15 protein-coding genes are annotated in these 17,098 nt (G+C 64.5%); 8 read left to right on the top strand and 7 right to left on the bottom strand.

Annotated elements, in window-relative coordinates; translation table 11 throughout:
- Positions 1–69 precede the first annotated feature (69 nt).
- From ACZYOF_RS01415 to ACZYOF_RS01390, 6 genes are all read left to right on the top strand, one after another.
- A complete protein-coding gene (locus tag ACZYOF_RS01415; RefSeq protein WP_282531998.1) occupies positions 70–831 on the top strand; it encodes a MotA/TolQ/ExbB proton channel family protein in 762 nt (253 codons plus the stop codon).
- Positions 821–1,492, top strand: a complete 672-nt coding sequence (locus tag ACZYOF_RS01410; RefSeq protein ID WP_463714530.1) for a hypothetical protein — start codon at positions 821–823, stop codon at positions 1,490–1,492. The genes ACZYOF_RS01415 and ACZYOF_RS01410 overlap by 11 nt, the downstream gene beginning before the upstream one ends.
- Positions 1,489–2,097, top strand: a complete 609-nt coding sequence (locus ACZYOF_RS01405) for a hypothetical protein (RefSeq protein ID WP_130580218.1) — start codon at positions 1,489–1,491, stop codon at positions 2,095–2,097. Before ACZYOF_RS01410 ends, ACZYOF_RS01405 begins: the two co-directional genes overlap by 4 nt.
- Positions 2,098–2,559: 462 nt before the next feature.
- Positions 2,560–3,156, top strand: a complete 597-nt coding sequence (locus tag ACZYOF_RS01400; RefSeq protein ID WP_463714529.1) for a TetR/AcrR family transcriptional regulator — start codon at positions 2,560–2,562, stop codon at positions 3,154–3,156.
- Positions 3,157–3,270: 114 nt separating this feature from the next.
- Entirely contained in the window at positions 3,271–4,011 is a 741-nt protein-coding gene (locus ACZYOF_RS01395) for a metallophosphoesterase family protein (protein ID WP_463714528.1), read from the top strand.
- 3 nt (positions 4,012–4,014) lie between these two features.
- Positions 4,015–5,415, top strand: coding sequence for a protein kinase domain-containing protein (locus ACZYOF_RS01390; RefSeq protein WP_463714527.1), 1,401 nt, complete (start codon positions 4,015–4,017; stop codon positions 5,413–5,415).
- Here the strand turns inward: ACZYOF_RS01390 and rpe are convergent.
- On the bottom strand, positions 5,412–6,113 hold the full coding sequence (gene rpe / locus ACZYOF_RS01385) for a ribulose-phosphate 3-epimerase (RefSeq protein ID WP_463714526.1): 702 nt from the start codon (positions 6,111–6,113) through the stop codon (positions 5,412–5,414). The two genes, ACZYOF_RS01390 and rpe, sit on opposite strands and share 4 nt — an antisense overlap.
- A 256-nt stretch (positions 6,114–6,369) precedes the next feature.
- On the opposite strand from rpe, the gene ACZYOF_RS01380 reads away from it, so the two are divergent.
- Positions 6,370–7,152: an EF-hand domain-containing protein gene (locus ACZYOF_RS01380; protein WP_463714525.1), complete on the top strand. Its 783-nt coding sequence runs from the start codon at positions 6,370–6,372 to the stop codon at positions 7,150–7,152.
- A 22-nt stretch (positions 7,153–7,174) separates the two neighbouring features.
- On the opposite strand, the gene ACZYOF_RS01375 is transcribed toward ACZYOF_RS01380, so the two are convergent.
- Positions 7,175–8,170 (bottom strand): P1 family peptidase, encoded by a 996-nt coding sequence (locus ACZYOF_RS01375; protein ID WP_463714524.1) that lies wholly within the window; start codon positions 8,168–8,170, stop codon positions 7,175–7,177.
- A gap of 54 nt (positions 8,171–8,224) precedes the next feature.
- Positions 8,225–10,963 carry a PAS domain S-box protein gene (locus ACZYOF_RS01370; RefSeq protein WP_463714558.1) on the bottom strand — a complete coding sequence of 913 codons (2,739 nt, stop codon included), beginning with the start codon at positions 10,961–10,963 and terminating at the stop codon, positions 8,225–8,227.
- 408 nt (positions 10,964–11,371) lie between these two features.
- Here ACZYOF_RS01370 and ACZYOF_RS01365 point away from each other — a divergent pair, with 408 nt between their 5' ends.
- Positions 11,372–11,761, top strand: coding sequence for a response regulator (locus ACZYOF_RS01365; RefSeq protein WP_394565925.1), 390 nt, complete (start codon positions 11,372–11,374; stop codon positions 11,759–11,761).
- 929 nt (positions 11,762–12,690) lie between these two features.
- Here the strand turns inward: ACZYOF_RS01365 and ACZYOF_RS01360 are convergent.
- From ACZYOF_RS01360 to livM, 4 genes are all read right to left on the bottom strand, one after another.
- A complete protein-coding gene (locus ACZYOF_RS01360) occupies positions 12,691–13,809 on the bottom strand; it encodes a branched-chain amino acid ABC transporter substrate-binding protein (protein WP_463714523.1) in 1,119 nt (372 codons plus the stop codon).
- Between the two features lie 161 nt (positions 13,810–13,970).
- Positions 13,971–14,711, bottom strand: coding sequence for an ABC transporter ATP-binding protein (locus ACZYOF_RS01355; protein WP_463714522.1), 741 nt, complete (start codon positions 14,709–14,711; stop codon positions 13,971–13,973).
- A 232-nt stretch (positions 14,712–14,943) separates the two neighbouring features.
- Complete coding sequence (locus tag ACZYOF_RS01350) at positions 14,944–15,768, bottom strand: ABC transporter ATP-binding protein (protein WP_463714521.1); 825 nt, start codon at positions 15,766–15,768, stop codon at positions 14,944–14,946.
- Positions 15,765–17,090: a high-affinity branched-chain amino acid ABC transporter permease LivM gene (gene livM, locus ACZYOF_RS01345; protein WP_463714520.1), complete on the bottom strand. Its 1,326-nt coding sequence runs from the start codon at positions 17,088–17,090 to the stop codon at positions 15,765–15,767. The genes ACZYOF_RS01350 and livM overlap by 4 nt, the downstream gene beginning before the upstream one ends.
- Positions 17,091–17,098: the final 8 nt, after the last annotated feature.

Genomic DNA, 17,098 nt, shown 5'->3' with positions numbered 1-17,098 from the left:
CTCGGATTAACAAAGCCGGGGACCGTTTGCGGGCCGTCGCTCTTGGCCGCCCTCAGGGAGCAAAGCTGCATGAGTGCCACGGTTGGCGCCGAGACCACCTTGCCCGGCAAGGATACTTCGGAGCGAAGTGTCCTGTTGCTATGGATGATCTTCACGGGGCTTTCGATCTTCGCCGCCGTGCTGCTGTGGCGATACGGGTTGCTGCATCTCATGGTCACCTCGGATCGCACCTACATTTCGAGCCTGATCGCCGTTCTCTACGTCATCACCTGCCTCCATTGTTTCTGGCGGACGCGAGCGATCGCGCGCGAAGGCGAGGCGGCCAGACGCTGCCGCGCGATCCTGTCCACTCCCGGCGCCGCGAGGAGGCTCGACGAGAATGCGCGCGCTCTGCCTGGAGGGCTCGTCAGCGACCACATCCGCAACCTGGTGAAGAAGGCCGCGGCGCAGACCACCGGCCGCATCGATCAGACATTGCTGCTCAGGTCGCTGGCGGACCGGCTGCGCGGCTCCAACGCCTTCGGCGCCTTCGTTTCCGATACGCTGATGAAGCTCGGGCTGCTCGGGACCATCATCGGCTTCATCATCATGCTGGCGCCGATCGCAACCCTCGATGCCGCCGACAAGGTCGCGATGCGATCGTCGATGGGGCTGATGAGCGACGGCATGGCGGTAGCCATGTACACGACGCTGGCCGGCCTGATCGGATCGATCCTCGTCAGGATCCAATACTACATGCTCGATGCCGCCACCCAGCGGGTGTTTTCCGATGCCGTCATGTTGACCGAGACGCACGTCACCCCGGCCTTGGAACACCATCATGATGGATGAGTTCGGCCTCTATCCGCGGGAGGAACATTTCGATCCGCTCGGCGTGATGCTGTTCAAGGCGCTGCAGGTCGTCGCCTTCCTGTTCTTCCTCGCGTTGCTTGCGGTCTCGCCGGAGTCGAAGGAGGGCAAGATCGACTCCAAGGCCGAGTTCATCATCACGATGGACTGGCCCGACAATCATCCCGATGATTTCGATCTCTTCGTGCAGGATCCCGCGGGCAATATCGCCTGGTATCGCCGCCGCGAAGCCGGCTTCCTCACGCTCGACCGCGACGATCGTGGCGGCGCCAACGATTTCATCATCGTCAACGGCAAGAAGATTCCGTCGCCAATCCGCGAGGAGATCGTCACCGTGCGCGGCATCATCCCCGGCGAATACACCGTCAATATTTCGCATTTCCAGGCGACGACCGGGCAGCCAGTTCCGGTCAGCGTGAAGGTGCAGAAGCTCAATCCGACCGCCCAGGTGATCTTCGACAACAAGTTGACGCTCGATCACACCGGCGATGAGAAAACCGCGCTGCGTTTCTGGGTCGATGCCGAAGGCAAGGTGGTCGACGTCCAGCAGCGGCAGAAATCATTGATGGAGACGTTCCGCAACGTGCGCGCAAACGGCGCGGATCTCGATCCGAAGACAGGCGTCAGGATGTCTCGCCCGTGAACAATCTCCAGTCGGTCATCCTCACGCTCTCGATCAGCTATGCGCTGATCGGCGCGCTATTGCTCGTCATCCTGGTCTATGCACGCTTGCCCTGGTCGGCCAAGGCGATTGCGGTCGTCGTGACCAGCGCATTCTATATTGCGAGCTTTATGGGCGTGCGCGGCCTGCTGGGCTGGGCTAGCGTCGACAGGTTGCCGGCCTCGTTCAAGCTGTTGCAAGCACGCATCGTGGAGCCGCACTCGCTGGAGGGCGACCCCGGCTCGATCTATCTTTGGGTCGAGACCCTCGACGAAGACAACCGGCCGAGCGCCATCCCCAGAGCCTACCGCATCCCCTACAGCGACTCGCTGGCGCAGAAGACCGACAAGGCCATCACCGAGATTGCCGCCGGCCGTCCCCAGGGCGGGCGGGCCGCGGATTTTGGCACCGGCGAGGGCGGCCTGATCGCGGCGGCCAGGGAATACATCACCCCGAGCGCCGTGATCGAGACGTCGGGTGGCGATCCCTCGACCGGCGGGGCGCTGACGGCGGCCCCAGGACCCGGTGACGGTGTGTCATTTACCCCGCTGCTGCCGCCGCGAATGCCGCCGAAGGACGAGCAATAGGTCTCTGGATACTGATGAGGCCCGTCTCAGGGAGGCGGGCCGCCCGGCGGGGACTCGGCTAGCTGGGTTCCGCACCTGACAAACGTCAATCACGGGTTATTGAGTAACAGATATTGTAATCTGTCAGTCAGACATGCTATATCCACCTTCGGACGCCGGATGGGGCGCCCCGTGGCTCGCGGCCGCGAAAGGCTTGATCCGGAAGAGTACGAGTACCGGTTTCAGGCCAAAGCGCCGGCCACGGACTTGCCGGAGACTACGATGATGACGATCGAGATTTTGCATTTGACTGAACAGATCCAGCGCTGGCTCAATCAGCAGGTGGCTCGCCACTTGGCGGCCCAAGCGGAGAAATTGGCCCGCTAACTGGAATAGGATTGCCTTAACGACCGGCCAGGCCGTTTTGCGATGCGCCTGACCGCCGGAGTGGAAATGCCCAATAGCTGGGGATAGGGTGGAGCCATGAACGAAGCAGTCGTCTTGACCCCTGAACGTATCCTGGAGGTCACCGAGGACGTCCTGCGTCGCTACGGGCTCGCCAAGGCGACCGTGGTGGACGTTGCTCGTGCGCTCGATGTGAGCCACGGCAGTGTCTACCGGCACTTCCCAAGCAAGGCTTCGCTCCGTGAGGCGGTGGCAAAACGCTGGCTCGACCGGGCCAAGGCCCCGCTGCAGGAGATCGCAGTGGGTACCGGCCCTGCGCAGGCCCGGCTCGACCGGTGGCTGCGCACGCTGTTCGCGACCAAACAAGCCAGGTTTGCCGACGATCCTGAGATGTTCCGCACCTATCTGACGCTGGCGCGCGAGGCTTGTGTTGTGGTCAAGGGCCACAAGGAATGCCTGACCGATCAGATCGCGCATATCCTGTCCGATGGCGTCGAGCAGGGCGTGTTCGAGGTCAAGGATCCCAAGACAGCGGCCCGCGCGATTTTCGAGGCGACGAGAAGCCTTCATCACCCGGCCCATGCCGACGAATGGGGTGATCCGGACCTGCAGGAGCGCACCGACGCGTTGCTGGCACTGCTGTTCCGCGGGCTCGAAGCCTGTCCTAAGCGCTAACACGTAGTTTCGCGACCGATTCTCCCGGTCCATTTGCGGGCGACTTTCGCTCGTGTTTGATATCCATCAAGACAGATGTGGTTGGGCCCGCCAGGATTGGCTGGGGAGGATGATGTGCGGCTCGCGCTGTTTGCGGATATCCACGGCAATCGGCAGGCGTTTGGTGCCTGCCTTGAGGCTGCGCGTGCGCAAGGCGCGGAGAAGTTCATCCTTCTCGGCGATTTCGTCGGCTATGGCGCCGACCCCGAATGGACCGTGGACACCGTTATGGGGCTGGTCGAGGACGGCGCGATCGCCGTTCGCGGCAACCATGACAGCGCCATCGGCATCGACAACGACGCGATGAACGCCGAAGCCCAGGCGGTGATCGAGTGGACCCGTGGCAAGCTCAGCGCGGCGCAGCGGCGCTTCCTCGCCGAACTGCCCCTGGAGCAGCAGGAGGACGACCGCCTCTACGTCCATTCCGAGGCGTCGAATCCGACCAGATGGCGCTACGTGCGCGACGCGTCGGACGCTGCGCGCAGCATGATGGCTGCGGATGCTCCAGTCACCTTTTGCGGCCATATCCACCGTCCCGCGCTCTATTCGATGTCGTCGACGGCGAAGATGACGAGCTTTGTGCCGACGACGAGCGTACCCGTGCAGCTTTTGGTGGGCCGGCGCTGGCTTGCGGTGCTCGGCTCCGTCGGCCAGCCCCGCGACGGCATTCCCGCAGCCGCCTTCTCCATGTTCGACACCGAGAGGCGGGAGGTCACCTACTGTCGTGCCCCCTATGATATCGAGGCGGCGGCAACCCTGATTCGCGAGAATGGCCTGCCGGGCTGGCTGGCCGATCGCCTGTTTGTCGGCCGATAGCAGATGGCGACAATTTTCATGCAGCCGGGCACCGTCATCGATGGCTTCACCATTGGCGAGTGCGTGCATCGCGGCGGCATGGCGACGCTGTGGAGCGTCACCCATCCGGGCATCGACGTGCCGCTGCTGATGAAGGTCCCGCGGGTCTCGGAAGGTGAGGATCCCGCCGCCATCGTCAGCTTCGAGATGGAGCAGATGATCCTGCCGCGATTGTCCGGGCCGCATGTGCCGGCCTGCTTCGGCACCGGCGATTTCGCGCGCCGGGCCTATGTCGTGATCGAACGCATCCCGGGCCAGACGCTGTACAAGCGGCTGGACGATCTGCCGATCGCTTACGAGGAGGCGAGGGGGCTCGGGATCAAGATCGCCGCTGGGCTGTCGGCGCTGCATCGGCAGAACGTCATCCATCACGACATCAAGCCGAGCAGCATCATGTTCCGCGAGAGCGGAGAGACGGTGCTGATCGATTTCGGCCTGTCGCATCACGAACATCTGCCCGATCTGCTGCAGGAAGAATTTCGCCTGCCTTACGGCACCGCGCCGTATATGGCGCCGGAGCGCCTGCTCGGGGTGCGCGACGATCCGCGCAGCGATCTGTTTTCGCTCGGCGTGCTCCTGTATTTCTTCACCACCGGGGTGCGGCCGTTCGGCGAGAGCGAAACGCTGCGCGGCATGCGTCGGCGGCTGTGGCGCGATCCCTATCCGCCGCGCAAGCTCAGGGGCGACTATCCGCCCTGGCTGCAGGAGATCGTCCTGCGATGCCTGGAGATCGAGCCCGCCTGGCGCTATCCGACCGCCTCGCAGGTCGCCTTCGATCTCGGCAACCCCGACCAGGTCAAGCTGACGGCGCGCGCGGAGCGGCGCGAGCGCGATCCGTTCGCGACGGTGATGCGCCGCCGCTTCAACCGCGGGGCGTGGCAGCCGCAGCCGAAGTCCGACGTCGCCGTGCAACTGGCGTCGAGCCCGATCCTGGTGGTTGCGATCGATACCATGGAGACCTCGGGCCCGCTGAACGACGCCTTGCGCGTCACCGCGCAGCGAATTCTTGGGACACTGCCGCAGGCCCGGCTCGCATGCGTCAACGTGCTCAAGCTCGGCCTCGTCAGCATCGACCGGACACTGGATGAGAAGGGCAACAACAAGCATGTCGACCGCCTGGTCGCGCTGCGGCACTGGGCGTCGTCGCTGAAGCTCGACGAGAACCGGCTGTCGGTGCATGTGCTGGAGGCGATCGATCCCGCGGCGGCGATCCTGGAATTCGCGGAGGCCAATCAGGTCGATCACATCGTGATCGGCGCGCGACAGGACTCCATGCTGCGGACGCTGCTCGGCAGCGTCTCGGCGAAAGTGGCGTCGGAGGCGCCGTGCACGGTCACCGTGGTGCGCCCGCCACGGGAAAGCTAGATCGCTTCGCCGCGCGCCAGCGCCGCCGCGTTGCGGATCGCGGAGATGTTGGCCTTGTACGATTCCATCGTGCCGCCCTTGAACACGGCTGAGCCGGCGACGAACGCATTGGCGCCGGCGGCTGCCAGCTCTCCCGACACATCGGGCGCGACGCCGCCGTCGACCTCGATGTCGATCGGCCGGCCGGCGGTCATCGCCCAGACGTCGCTGACCTTGCCGAGCGACGAACGGATGAAGGCCTGGCCGCCAAATCCCGGATTGACCGACATCACCAGCACAAGGTCGATCAGGTCGAGCACATGCTCGATCGCGCTCACGGGCGTCGCCGGATTGATCGAGACGCCCGCTTTCTTGCCGAGCCCGCGGATCGCCTGCAGCGAACGATGCAAATGCGGGCCGGCCTCCGCATGCACCGTGATGTGGTCGCAGCCGGCCTTCGCGAACGCCTCGAGATAGGGATCGCAGGGCGAGATCATCAAATGCGCATCGAAGATCTTCTTGGTGTGCGGGCGCATCGCCTTGATGACATCGGGGCCATAAGAGATGTTCGGCACGAAATGCCCGTCCATGACGTCGAGATGGATCCAGTCGGCGCCGGCCTGGTCGACGGCGCGGACTTCTTCGCCGAGTTTCGAGAAATCCGAGGCAAGGATCGACGGCGCGATCACCAGCGGACGTGGCGTGAAGGGCTGGGACATGGACGCTCTCCGAAGGCATCTCTGTAGCAAGCGGGATGGTTCCGCCTAACATGCATGCCGGTAGCGGGCAATGCACAGGAGGGAAGTCGCGGGCAGGAAAAAACTGCCGCGGCGGCAGCAATTGCCGGCTGCCGCGAACCCGTTTGTGTGCACGAAATGCCGATTTTAAAGGGCTTTTCGCCATGGCACGGCGCTTGCTCGCTAGCCGTGCAGGTGTTGGGCCGCCGCTCACGCTGTATTGTCGGAGTTCCCTCTCATGCTGTTCGCCCTTGGCGCTGCGTCGTCGGCTATCGATCTCCTGAAGTCGCTGACGTCGTCGAAGACGTCGCAGGCAAAGTCCACCGGCCTGACCCAGGACGCCGGCAACATCTTCGATATTTCCGGCGCGACGACGGCGCCGACCGGCGCGGCCCCGAGTTCCGGATCGGCCGGCAGCAGCTCTGCGCCGATCGCCCCGGAGACGATGAGCGCGCTGCTCGATGCGCAGAGCCAGGCATCGACCGGCACGGCTGCCTCGACCAAGAGTCGCTCGGATGCGCTGAAGGATTTGTTCGGGCAGATCGATGGCGACGGCAACGGCAAGATCACGAAATCCGAATTCGAGGATGCGCTCGGCGCCGGCGGGACCAATCTGGCGAAGGCCGATGACGTGTTCTCCAAGCTGGACAAGGACGGCGACGGCAACGTCACTCTCGACGAGATGTCCTCGGCTTTGAAAGGCGGCTCCGGTCGTGGCTCCCACGTTCGTCATCACGGTGGCGGGGGTGGCGGCAGTGCCGATGCGCTGATGCAGGCGCTCGACGGCACCAGCGCTTCGGTTACCAACAGCGATGGATCGGTCACGACAACGACCACCTATGCCGACGGATCGAAGGTGACGGCGACCTCGGCTGCGAGCTCGTCGGCCGCGCGGGCTGCCACCTCGTCCTACAATTCCATCGACCAGTTGGTGCAGCGGCAGGCCGTCGACCAACTGGAGCAGCGGCAGGCCAGCCCTATCTCGGCGCAGGCCTGGGCCTCGCTCTCGGTCAGCGCGTAAGCTCCCGGTTTGCATCACAGGTCTAGCCGAACCGGTCCTGCCAGCTCGGCAGCGCGCCGGCGAACGGCAGCGCTGTCGCCGCGTAGACGCCACGCGCGATCGCGCGGGCCACGGTGTTGGCGGCGTGCATGCCGAGTTCGGTGAGGCCGAACAAAGGATCGATCGGCTTCTCGCCGGTCGCCGCGGCAAACACCACGTCGCCGTCGAGCGGCGCATGCACCGGATAGATCGCCCGCGCCATGCCGGTCTGCGCGATCATCGCCAGCCGCTTGGCCTGTGATTTTGTCAGCGTGGCGTCGGTCACGACGACGACCAGCGTGGTGTTCTCGCCGGATGTCGCCGCCGGCCCGCCCTTCAGCCGCGCCTTCAACATATCAGGCGTGAATGCGGCCGGCAGACCACGCCCGCCGAATTCCCCGTCGACCTCGAAAGGGGCGGCCCAGAACGACGGGCCGTCGCCGACCGTGACGGCGCCGACCGCATTGACGACGGCCAGTGCGGCAACTGTCACGCCGTCATCGGTTCGCGCCGACGCCGATCCCAGTCCGCCCTTCAGGTTGGCCGTGGTCGCGCCCATGCCGGCGCCGACGCTGCCGAGCCGGAAATCGCTGCCGGCCGCAGCCGCCGCGGCATAGGCGAGATCGCGATAGGGCGGGAACCGTCCCCACGCCTTGTTGCCGCCGTTCAAGAGATCGAAGCAGATCGCACCGGGCACGATCGGGATCACGGCCTCGCGAATCCGCAAACCCCGGCCTTGCTCGGCAAGCCAGGCCTGCACGCCGCCGGCAGCATCGAGGCCGAGGGCGGAGCCGCCGGACAGCGCGATCGCGTCCACCGCATCGACGGTATTGTGCGGCTGCAGCAGTGCGTCGTCGCGCGTGCCGGGGCCGCCGCCGCGCACGTCGATCGACGCCACGGCAGGCTTGTCAAAGATGATCGCGGTGACGCCGGAGGCGATCGAGGCGTCGTCGGCATGGCCGACACGGACGCCTGCGATGTCGGTGAGGAGATTTTTCAAAGCGCGCGTCCTCTTCTCGTCCTATTGATTGATATAGCGGCCAGGCATGACGCATCAACTGCCGAGCGCGAGCCGGATCATCTTGGCAAGCTCCGACTTGCGGTAGGGTTTCGCCAGCAAGAGCACGCCGGAATCGAGCCGCCCGTGATGGACGATCGCGTTCTCTGTGTAGCCCGACGTGTACAGCGTCTTGAGCCCAGGCCGCCGCTTCAGCGCCTCGTCGACGAGCTGACGTCCGTTCATGGCGCCGGGCATGATGACGTCGGTGAACAGGAGGTCGATCGGCGCGCCGGTATCGATGATGTTGAGCGCCTCGGCGGCATTGGCCGCCTCGAGCGTCGCGTAGCCGAGGCTTGTGATCTGGGTCACGACATATTTGCGCACCAGCGCGTCGTCCTCGACCACCAGGATGACTTCATTTCCGCCCTGGACATTGGCGGACTGCTGCGCTTCCACGACGGTCTGGGCGAGGCCGGTCGCGCGCGGCAGATACATCTTGACCGAGGTGCCGTGGCGTTCCTCGCTATAGATCTTGATGTGCCCGCCCGACTGCTTGACGAAGCCGAACACCATTGAAAGGCCGAGCCCGGTGCCCTTGCCGACTTCCTTGGTGGTGAAGAAGGGATCGAACACTTTTTCCAGAAGATGGGTGGGAATGCCGGTGCCGCTGTCGCTGACGGCGACCATGACGTAATGGCCGACCGTGACCTCGCTGTGCATGCTGGCATAGCCCTCGTCGAGATAGACGTTGCGGCTTTCGAGCGCCAGCTTGCCGCCGCGGGGCATGGCATCGCGCGCATTCAGCGCGAGATTGAGGATTGCCGCGGTGAGCTGGTTCGGATCGACCATTGCCGTCCAGGCGTCCTCGGCCAGCATCGGCGTGACCTCGATATGCTCGCCGAGCGTCGGACGCAGCAGCTTCGCCGCCTCCAGGATCAGCGCATTGATATCGACATCGACCGGCTGCAGCGGCTGCTTGCGGGCGAAGGCGAGCAGGTGCTTGGTCAGGTTGGCGCCGCGCTCGGCGGCTTCGTCGATCAGCCGGGCGATGGCGACGAGGTCGGGCCGGTCGGAGACCGCTTCTTCCAGGATGCCGATGGTGCCGGTGATGACGGTCAGGATGTTGTTGAAGTCATGGGCGACGCCGCCGGTAAGCTGGCCGACCGCGTCCATCTTCTGCACCTGCCGGATCTGCGCTTCGGCGGCCTGCTTCTCGGTGAGATCACGGCCGATGAAGAAATAGCGCTTGACCGGCTCCGAATAGGTTGCGGACCAGTTGAGCGACACCACTTCGCCGTCCTTGCGGATCAGGCGTGTCTCGAAACCGCGCTTGCTCTGGCCGCGCCGGCCGGCGCGCATCTCGTTGCGGGTATTTTCGAGATCGTCCGGATGAACAAACTCGACCGCGGAACGTCCGACCATCTCGGCAGGATCGTAGCCCACAATGGTCTTGGCGCTCGGACTGACCTGGACGAAATTGCCCTGCTTGTCGGTCACCGACAGGAAATCCTGCGAGGTCTCGAAGATGCGCTGCCGCTCTTCGATCTCCTGGTTGAGCGCCTTCTGCGTCCGCCTGCTTTCGGTGATGTCGTGCGCGATCTTGGACGCGCCGACGATCTCGCCCGTCGCCGACAGCAGTGGTGAGACACTGAGCGAGACGTCGATCGGCTTGCCGCTCTTGTGCAGCCGCTGCGTCTCATAGTGCGCCAGCTTTTCGCCGCTCCCGATCCGCGTGAGGATGTCGTCGATTTCGCCGCGACGGTCGGGCGGCACGATGATATCGATATGCTGGCCGACCGCCGTGGCTGCCGGATAGCCGAACAGGCGCTCCGCAGCCGGATTCCAGGCGGTGATGGTGCCGTCGAGCGACTTGGTGATGATGGCGTCGTTGGAGGATTCCACGACCGCGCTGAACAGCCGCTCGCGTTCGGCATGGTGGTCGCGTTCGGTGGCGGCCTGGCGGCGGACCACACCCAAAAGCCGCGACATCTGCGCCTGCAGCGCGACATTATCGATCAACAACACTGCGAGCACGAAACTGGCGGCGCACAATCCGTAGATGCGCCCGGCATAGAAACCGAGATCGAATCTCGCCACGTTGAGCATGGCCGACAGCGCGATGTCGAACAGCCAGGCGCACAGCACGACCATGAGCCAGATGTCGATGACGGAATGCGGTTTCCGGAACCACAGCGCGCCAATCGCGGCGGCACAGAGGAACAGCACCGTCGAGACCACGCCGATCATGACCGGCGTGTAGTGTCCGCCGCTCAAGAGGACGGGGAGGCGGTCGTGCTGGGCGGTGACGATCCAGGCGAACAGTGCCATCGCGACGACAACCGCCGCGACGCTGCCCATGATCGCCGACATCGTCGAGCCGCGGATCCGGGCGCCGTCGTCTCCCTTCGAAAGCGCGTAGCCGAGCACCATCAGCGGGAAGAAGCCGTGCCAGACCATGAAGAGCCAGACCGTGGTCTGCGAACCGGCGCCGAACAGGCCCGCCGGCGCAAACAGGCCCGGAAAGGTCAGCGCGTGGGTGACCGCGGCCGCGGCGGTGAAGAGATACCCGCTCGCGAGCAGCAGCATCGCCCGCCAGCGCAGGATGGCGAACTGCGAAAACAGCAACACCGCCGTGATGAGATCGTTGATCGCCAGCGCGGACTGGTAGCTCGCCACGAAGGCCGGCACCGGCGTCAGCGGCATCCCGGCGAATGGTATCGCAATAGCGAACAGCACGGCCGAGACGACGACCACCGCCAGCGCCACGTTGCGGTCGCCGCGCGAGGCCGGCATGGTCGAAAGGAAGAAGCTGCGGTCGTTACCCTTGAGCACTGATGGTCTCCTGGAAGGCGGTATCGAACGCAAGACAGGGGATCACGTCAAACCCGCGCGCGGGCTGTCCACACAAAGTGGAACATCCGGCCGCTCCATCCGTGCCGGTGGGGAGGGAGGCTGTCGCCACTGGCCTGGGGAAGGCAGAAATCAAAGTCCGATAGACCCGCTATGCGTCGCTTTGGTGCGACAAAACCAATCGCTCGAAATCGATCCAAGGTTATCTGCTACCGGCAGGGAATTGAACCGGGCGCCCGTATCCAATTGAGGTAACCACCTCTTTACTGACAGGATAGATAATTCGCCTGATCACCTACTGCATAGCGTTTTCCACGATTAGGCTTCCCGCAGCCGGTCCCGGGGGTTTTCATGGCCCGAGTTCTCGTTGTCGACGACCAATCCGACGTGCGCGCGATGATCGCGATTGTGCTGCGCGTCAATCGTTTCGAGATTGTCGAGGCGGCATCCGCCGCGGAGGGAATCAAGGCGTTCGAAACGGCCAAATTCGATCTTGCGATCATCGACATCTTCCTGCAGGGCAAGAGCGGTCTCGACCTCATGTCGATGATGCGTGACCGCCAGCCGGATTTCCCCATCGTCGCGATCTCCGGCATGACGGCGCTGGATTTCGTCGCTGAAGCGCCGGACCTGTCGAACGTGGTCTGCCTGCAGAAGCCGTTCCGTCCGAACGACCTGATGCGCGCCATCGAGAACGCGCGGCAGGCGGTTGCTGCCGTTGCGGTGCGCGCGGCGGTTTGATCGGGCCGGTTTTCGTGGCGTCATTGCGAGCGGAGCGAAGCAATCCATCTCGCCACTTGCTGAGGCAATGGATTGCCGCGGCGCTGCGCGCCTCGCAATGACGGGCGGAGAGTTCCGATTTAAATGTCAAACAGCGTCTCCGCTGTCATCGTCCGCGAAGGCGGACGATCCAGTATTCCAGAGGCGGCGGTGCTTAAGCCGAGAGGCCGCCGGATACTGGATGCCCGCCTTCGCGGGCATGACAGTGGAGTATGGTGAGAGATACGAGTCCGCGTTCTCGCGGCGCATTGCGTCCGAGCTTTGCGTTACTTTCCGCCCTCTCATCGAACAAGAGGGCACAGGGAAAGCCGGGTGCTGGTTGCACCCGTGGGTCCCGTGCAACAAAAAGCACGGGGGTAGGACCACAGGTTCAACCGAAGCATTCCGGCTTTCCCTGCGCGATGGTGTTACGGCTTACTTCGTGCTCTCCCCCGGTGACCGGGCTCTTTTGCCACCGTCACTTCTCGCGCGAAGAAAGTTCGCACGAAAAACTTAGCGCCAGCGTCGGGGCGCCAGGACCACACGACTTCGCCGTCCGCGTCACATGCGCTCGTCAGTCGCACGCATCGCGTCCACCGCATCTCACCGCAACGTTCGTGACGATCGCGAGCCGCCCCTCATCCGCCGTGAGACGCGCGGAGTTAAATCACTGATTTGCCCGACGGCGAAAGCGGAATGTTTTTTGCGCGAGGGCTGGACAGACTTTTGGTGATTTGCACGACGGGCAATTTTTGCATGGCTCGGGCATTATGCGCATTGTCATTCCGGGGCGTCCGAAGGACGAGCCCGGAATCCATTTTGCCACTTGCGCATGCTGCCCGATGGATTCCGGGCTCGCGCTACGCGCCCCCGGAATGACGGCGGTAGTTGCGGCGAGCAGTCCGTGAGCCCTACGACCCCTTCGGGTTGACTTCGGTGTAGTTGCCCTTGGCGTCCCACTTGTAGACGACGTAGTCGATCGCCTTGATGTCGCCCTTGGCGTCGAAGGCCATCTTGCCGAGCACGGTGTCCCACTCGCCGGCCTTGATCGCGTCCATCACTTTCTTCGGATCGGTCGAGCCGACCTTGGCGACCGCTTGCGACCACACCTGCATCGCGGCATAGGTGTAGAGCGTGTAGCCTTCGGGATCGATGTTCTTGGCCTTGAACTTCTCGACGATGGCTTTCGCGGTCGGCTTGTTGCGGGGATCGGGGCCGAAGGTGAACAGCGTGCCTTCGGCGGCGGGGCCGGTGATCGAGGCGAACTCCTTGTCGTTCATGGCATCGCCCGCCATCAGCACCGTTTGCAGGCCCTGGTCGCGCATCTGGCGCAGGATCAGGCCGGCCTCCTGGTGGTAGCCGCCGACATAGACGAGATCGATATTGTCGCGCTTCAACCGCGAGACGATGGAGTTAAAATCCTTGTCGCCCTTGTTGTAGGACTCGAACATCTTCTCCTGGAAGCCGGCCTTGTTCAGCGCCTTCTTGGTCTCGTCCGCGAGGCCCTTGCCGTAGGTGGTCTTGTCGTTCAAGATCGCGACGTTCTTGCCCTTGAAATTCTTGATGATGTATTCGGCGGCGACCAGGCCCTGCTGGTCGTCACGGCCGCAGACGCGTGCGACGTTCCAGAGCTTGCGTTCGGTGAACAGCGGGTTGGTCGAGGCTGGCGTGATCTGCAGCGTGTTGCCGTCGGCATAGGCCTCGGAGGCCGGGATCGACGACGACGAGCAGAAATGACCGGCGACGAAGGGAATGCGCGCGCTGGAAAGCTTCTCGGCAACCGAGCGCGCCTGCTTGGGATCGCAGGCATCGTCGCCGACCTCGAGCTTGAGCTTCTTGCCGAGCACGCCGCCCGCGGCATTGAGATCGGAAACCGCCTGTTCGGCGCCGTTCTTCATCTGCCGGCCGAACGCGGATTCGGAGCCGGTCATCGGGCCCGCCACTGCGATGGTGATGTCCTGCGCGAATGCGCTCGCCGACAGTGCGAGCGATGCGCCGAATGCCAGGCCGATCAGCTTGAGTGATTTCATCTGGAGTCCCCGTGGTCATCGCTTAAGGGAGGCATCCGGCGCGCCGCCGGATGCGAAACCGAAGGCATTGTCGACTGAATTTGCCGTGAAGTCATCGGCATTTTTCAGGCAAATGCACGGTCCCTTCGCAGCATCTTGCCGCAGGATGGGGTCCAAAAGGCTTAGCCCCGCCGTCCGCCTTCCAGATAGGCAGCGCGGATCTCCGGCCGCTGCAACAGCTCGCTGCCGGTTCCGGACAGCGTGATCAGGCCGTTGACCATGACGTAGCCGCGATGGGCGAGTTTCAGCGCGTGGTTGGCGTTCTGCTCGACGATCAGGACGGTCAGGCCATCCTGGCGGTTCAGGGTGCGGATCGCGTCGAAGATCTGGCGTGCGATCAGCGGCGCGAGGCCGAGCGAAGGCTCATCCAGCATCAACAGGCGCGGACGGCTCATCAGCGCGCGGCCGATCGCCAGCATCTGCTGCTCACCGCCGGAGAGCGTGCCGCCACGCTGGTTGACGCGTTCCTTAAGCCGGGGGAACAGCGTGAACACGCGTTCCAGCGCGGCCGCGCGTTCCGCTTCGCTGCACTCGGTCACGTCAGCGCCCATCTGCAGGTTTTCCGCGACGCTCATGCGCGGAAAGATCCGGCGTCCCTCGGGCGACTGTGCGATCCTAAGCCGCGCGATCTCGTGCGTCGGCACGCCGGTGATGTCATCGCCATCGAACTCGATCGCGCCGGCGCGGGCGCGCGGCTTGCCGAAGATCGTCATCATCAGCGTCGACTTGCCGGCACCATTGGCGCCGATCAGCGCAACGATCTCGCCGGCATTGATCTCAAGATCGACGCCCTTGAGGGCTTCGATCTTGCCGTACGCGGCGCGCAGGCCGCGGATCGCGAGGAGGGGAGTCGTGGAACTCATCGGATGCCCTCGCAACCGTCATGGCCGGGCTTGCCCGTCTTCGCTATCGCTTCGCCGGACCAACACTCGAGTACCCGGCGAAGCCGTGGCGTAGCCGGGTCCCGGCCATCCACGTTCTTCTGGCCGCGCCGTAGAAACTGCGTGGATGCCCGGGACAAGCCCGGGCATGACGGGGAGAGAGAACAATCGGCCACGGGCACTTTGCAGGGCGAGGTTCTATCGGAACGCGCGATCACGTGCCGCTCTCCATGACGGCGATGGCTTCTTCCTCGTCGGCGCCGAGATAGGCGGCGATCACCTTGGGATCGTCGCGCACGGCCGCTGGGGTTCCCTCGGCGATCTTGACGCCGTAATCCATCACCACGACGTGGTCGGAAATCTCCATCACCACGGACATGTCGTGCTCGATCAAGAGGATCGAGGTGCCGAGTTCCGAGCGGATCGAGAGCAGCAGCTCGCTTAGCGCGGCGCTCTCGCGCGCATTGAGGCCGGCGGCCGGCTCGTCGAGGCAGAGCAGCGCAGGCTCCGTGCACATCGCGCGCGCGATCTCGAGCCGGCGCTGGTCGCCGTAGGGGAGGTTGCCGGCGGCATCGTCGGCGCGGTCGAGCAGGCCGATGCGCACAAGCCAGGTGCGCGCCAGCTCGATCGCGCGTGCTTCCGCGCTGCGCCAGGATGGTGCGCCGATCAGGCCGAGGAAGGTCAGGCCGGAGGCGCGCATCAGTGCGTTGTGCTGCGCCACCATCAGATTCTCCAGCGCAGTCATGCCGGGGAACAGGCGGATGTTCTGGAAGGTGCGCGCCACACGCGCCTGCTTGGAGATGCGGAAATCGTTGAGACGTTCGAGCTGGATCGTCTTGCCGTCGTCATGGGTGAGGGCGATCGAGCCGCCGCTCGGCCTGTAGAAACCGGTGATGCAGTTGAAGACGGTGGTCTTGCCGGCGCCGTTCGGACCGATCAGCGCGGTGATCTTGCGCCGTCCGGCATCGAAGGAGAGATTGTTCACGGCGACGATGCCGCCGAACCGCATCGACAGGCCGTTGACGGAGAGGATGGTCATCCATGCCCCTCCTTGACGAGGTCGGAGGAGATCGCCTGGTTGCGCTCGAGATAGACGGTCGGCGCGCGATGGCCGATCAGTCCGCGCGGCCGCCAGATCATCAACAGCACCATCGCCATCCCGAACACGAGCATGCGGTACTGGTCGAGGCCGCGGAACAGCTCGAAGCCGCCGATCATCGCCAGCGCAGCCAGCGCCACGCCGAGCTGCGAGCCCATGCCGCCGAGCACGACGATGGCGAGCACCAGCGCGGATTCCTGGAAGGTGAAGGATTCCGGGCTGATGAAGCCCTGGCGCGTCGCAAAGAACGCGCCGGCAAAGCCACCGAACATCGCGCCGGTCGCAAAGGCCGTGAGCTTGGTCGTGGTGGTGTTGATGCCGAGCGCGCGGCAGGCGACTTCGTCCTCGCGCAACGCCTCCCAGGCGCGGCCGATCGGCAGGCGGCGCAGTCGGATCGTCACCCAGTTGGTCAGCAGCGCCATCGCCAGGATCACGTAGAACAGGAAGACGATGCGGTGCGTCGGCGAGAACTCGATGCCAAGCCGCGCCGCCAGCCCGTCTTCACCTGGCGTGAGCGGAATGCCGAACAAGGTCGGCCGCGGGATGCCGGAGACGCCGTTCGGTCCTCCCGTCAGGCTTTGCCAATTGATGATGACGAGGCGGATGATTTCGCCGAAGGCCAGCGTCACGATCGCGAGATAGTCGCCGCGCAATCTGAGCACGGGAAAGCCGAGCAGCACGCCCCAGAACGCCGCGAGGATGCCGGCGAGCGGCAGGCAGACCCAGAACGACAGTCCGAAATTGGTGGCGAGCAGCGCGTAGGAATAGGCGCCGACGGCGTAGAAGGCGACATAGCCGAGATCGAGCAGGCCGGCGAGGCCGACGACCACGTTCAATCCCCATCCGAGCATCACATAGGTGAGCACGAGGATCGCGAGATCGAGGATGTAGCGCTGATCATAGAAGATCACCGGCACCATGAAGGTGAAGATCAGCAGCGCCGGCGCGATCAGACGTCCGGCGAGCGACAGCGCATGTTGCACCGCTGGTGGAACGACACGGACCTTGTCGGCGGGGCCCCACCATTGCCGCAGCAGCTCGATGACGATGCTGCCGCCGAACACGGCGGCGACGATGGCGGCGAGATCGCCGAACCGCGTCCAGTAGATCAGCCCGCCCTGCGGGCCGGCCTCGGTGCGGACGCCGATCATCAGCGAGAACAGCACCAGCGCGACGAGAGCGCTGATCGTGGCCTTCTTGAGGATGAAGGCGGCGCCGCTCGCGCGCGACGCCGGTTTCTTCTCGAGCGTTGACGCGGCCACGCGGCTGC

This window comes from Bradyrhizobium sp. LeoA1Lang (genome assembly GCF_055413685.1).
This window is presented reverse-complemented; position numbering and strand designations above follow the sequence as displayed.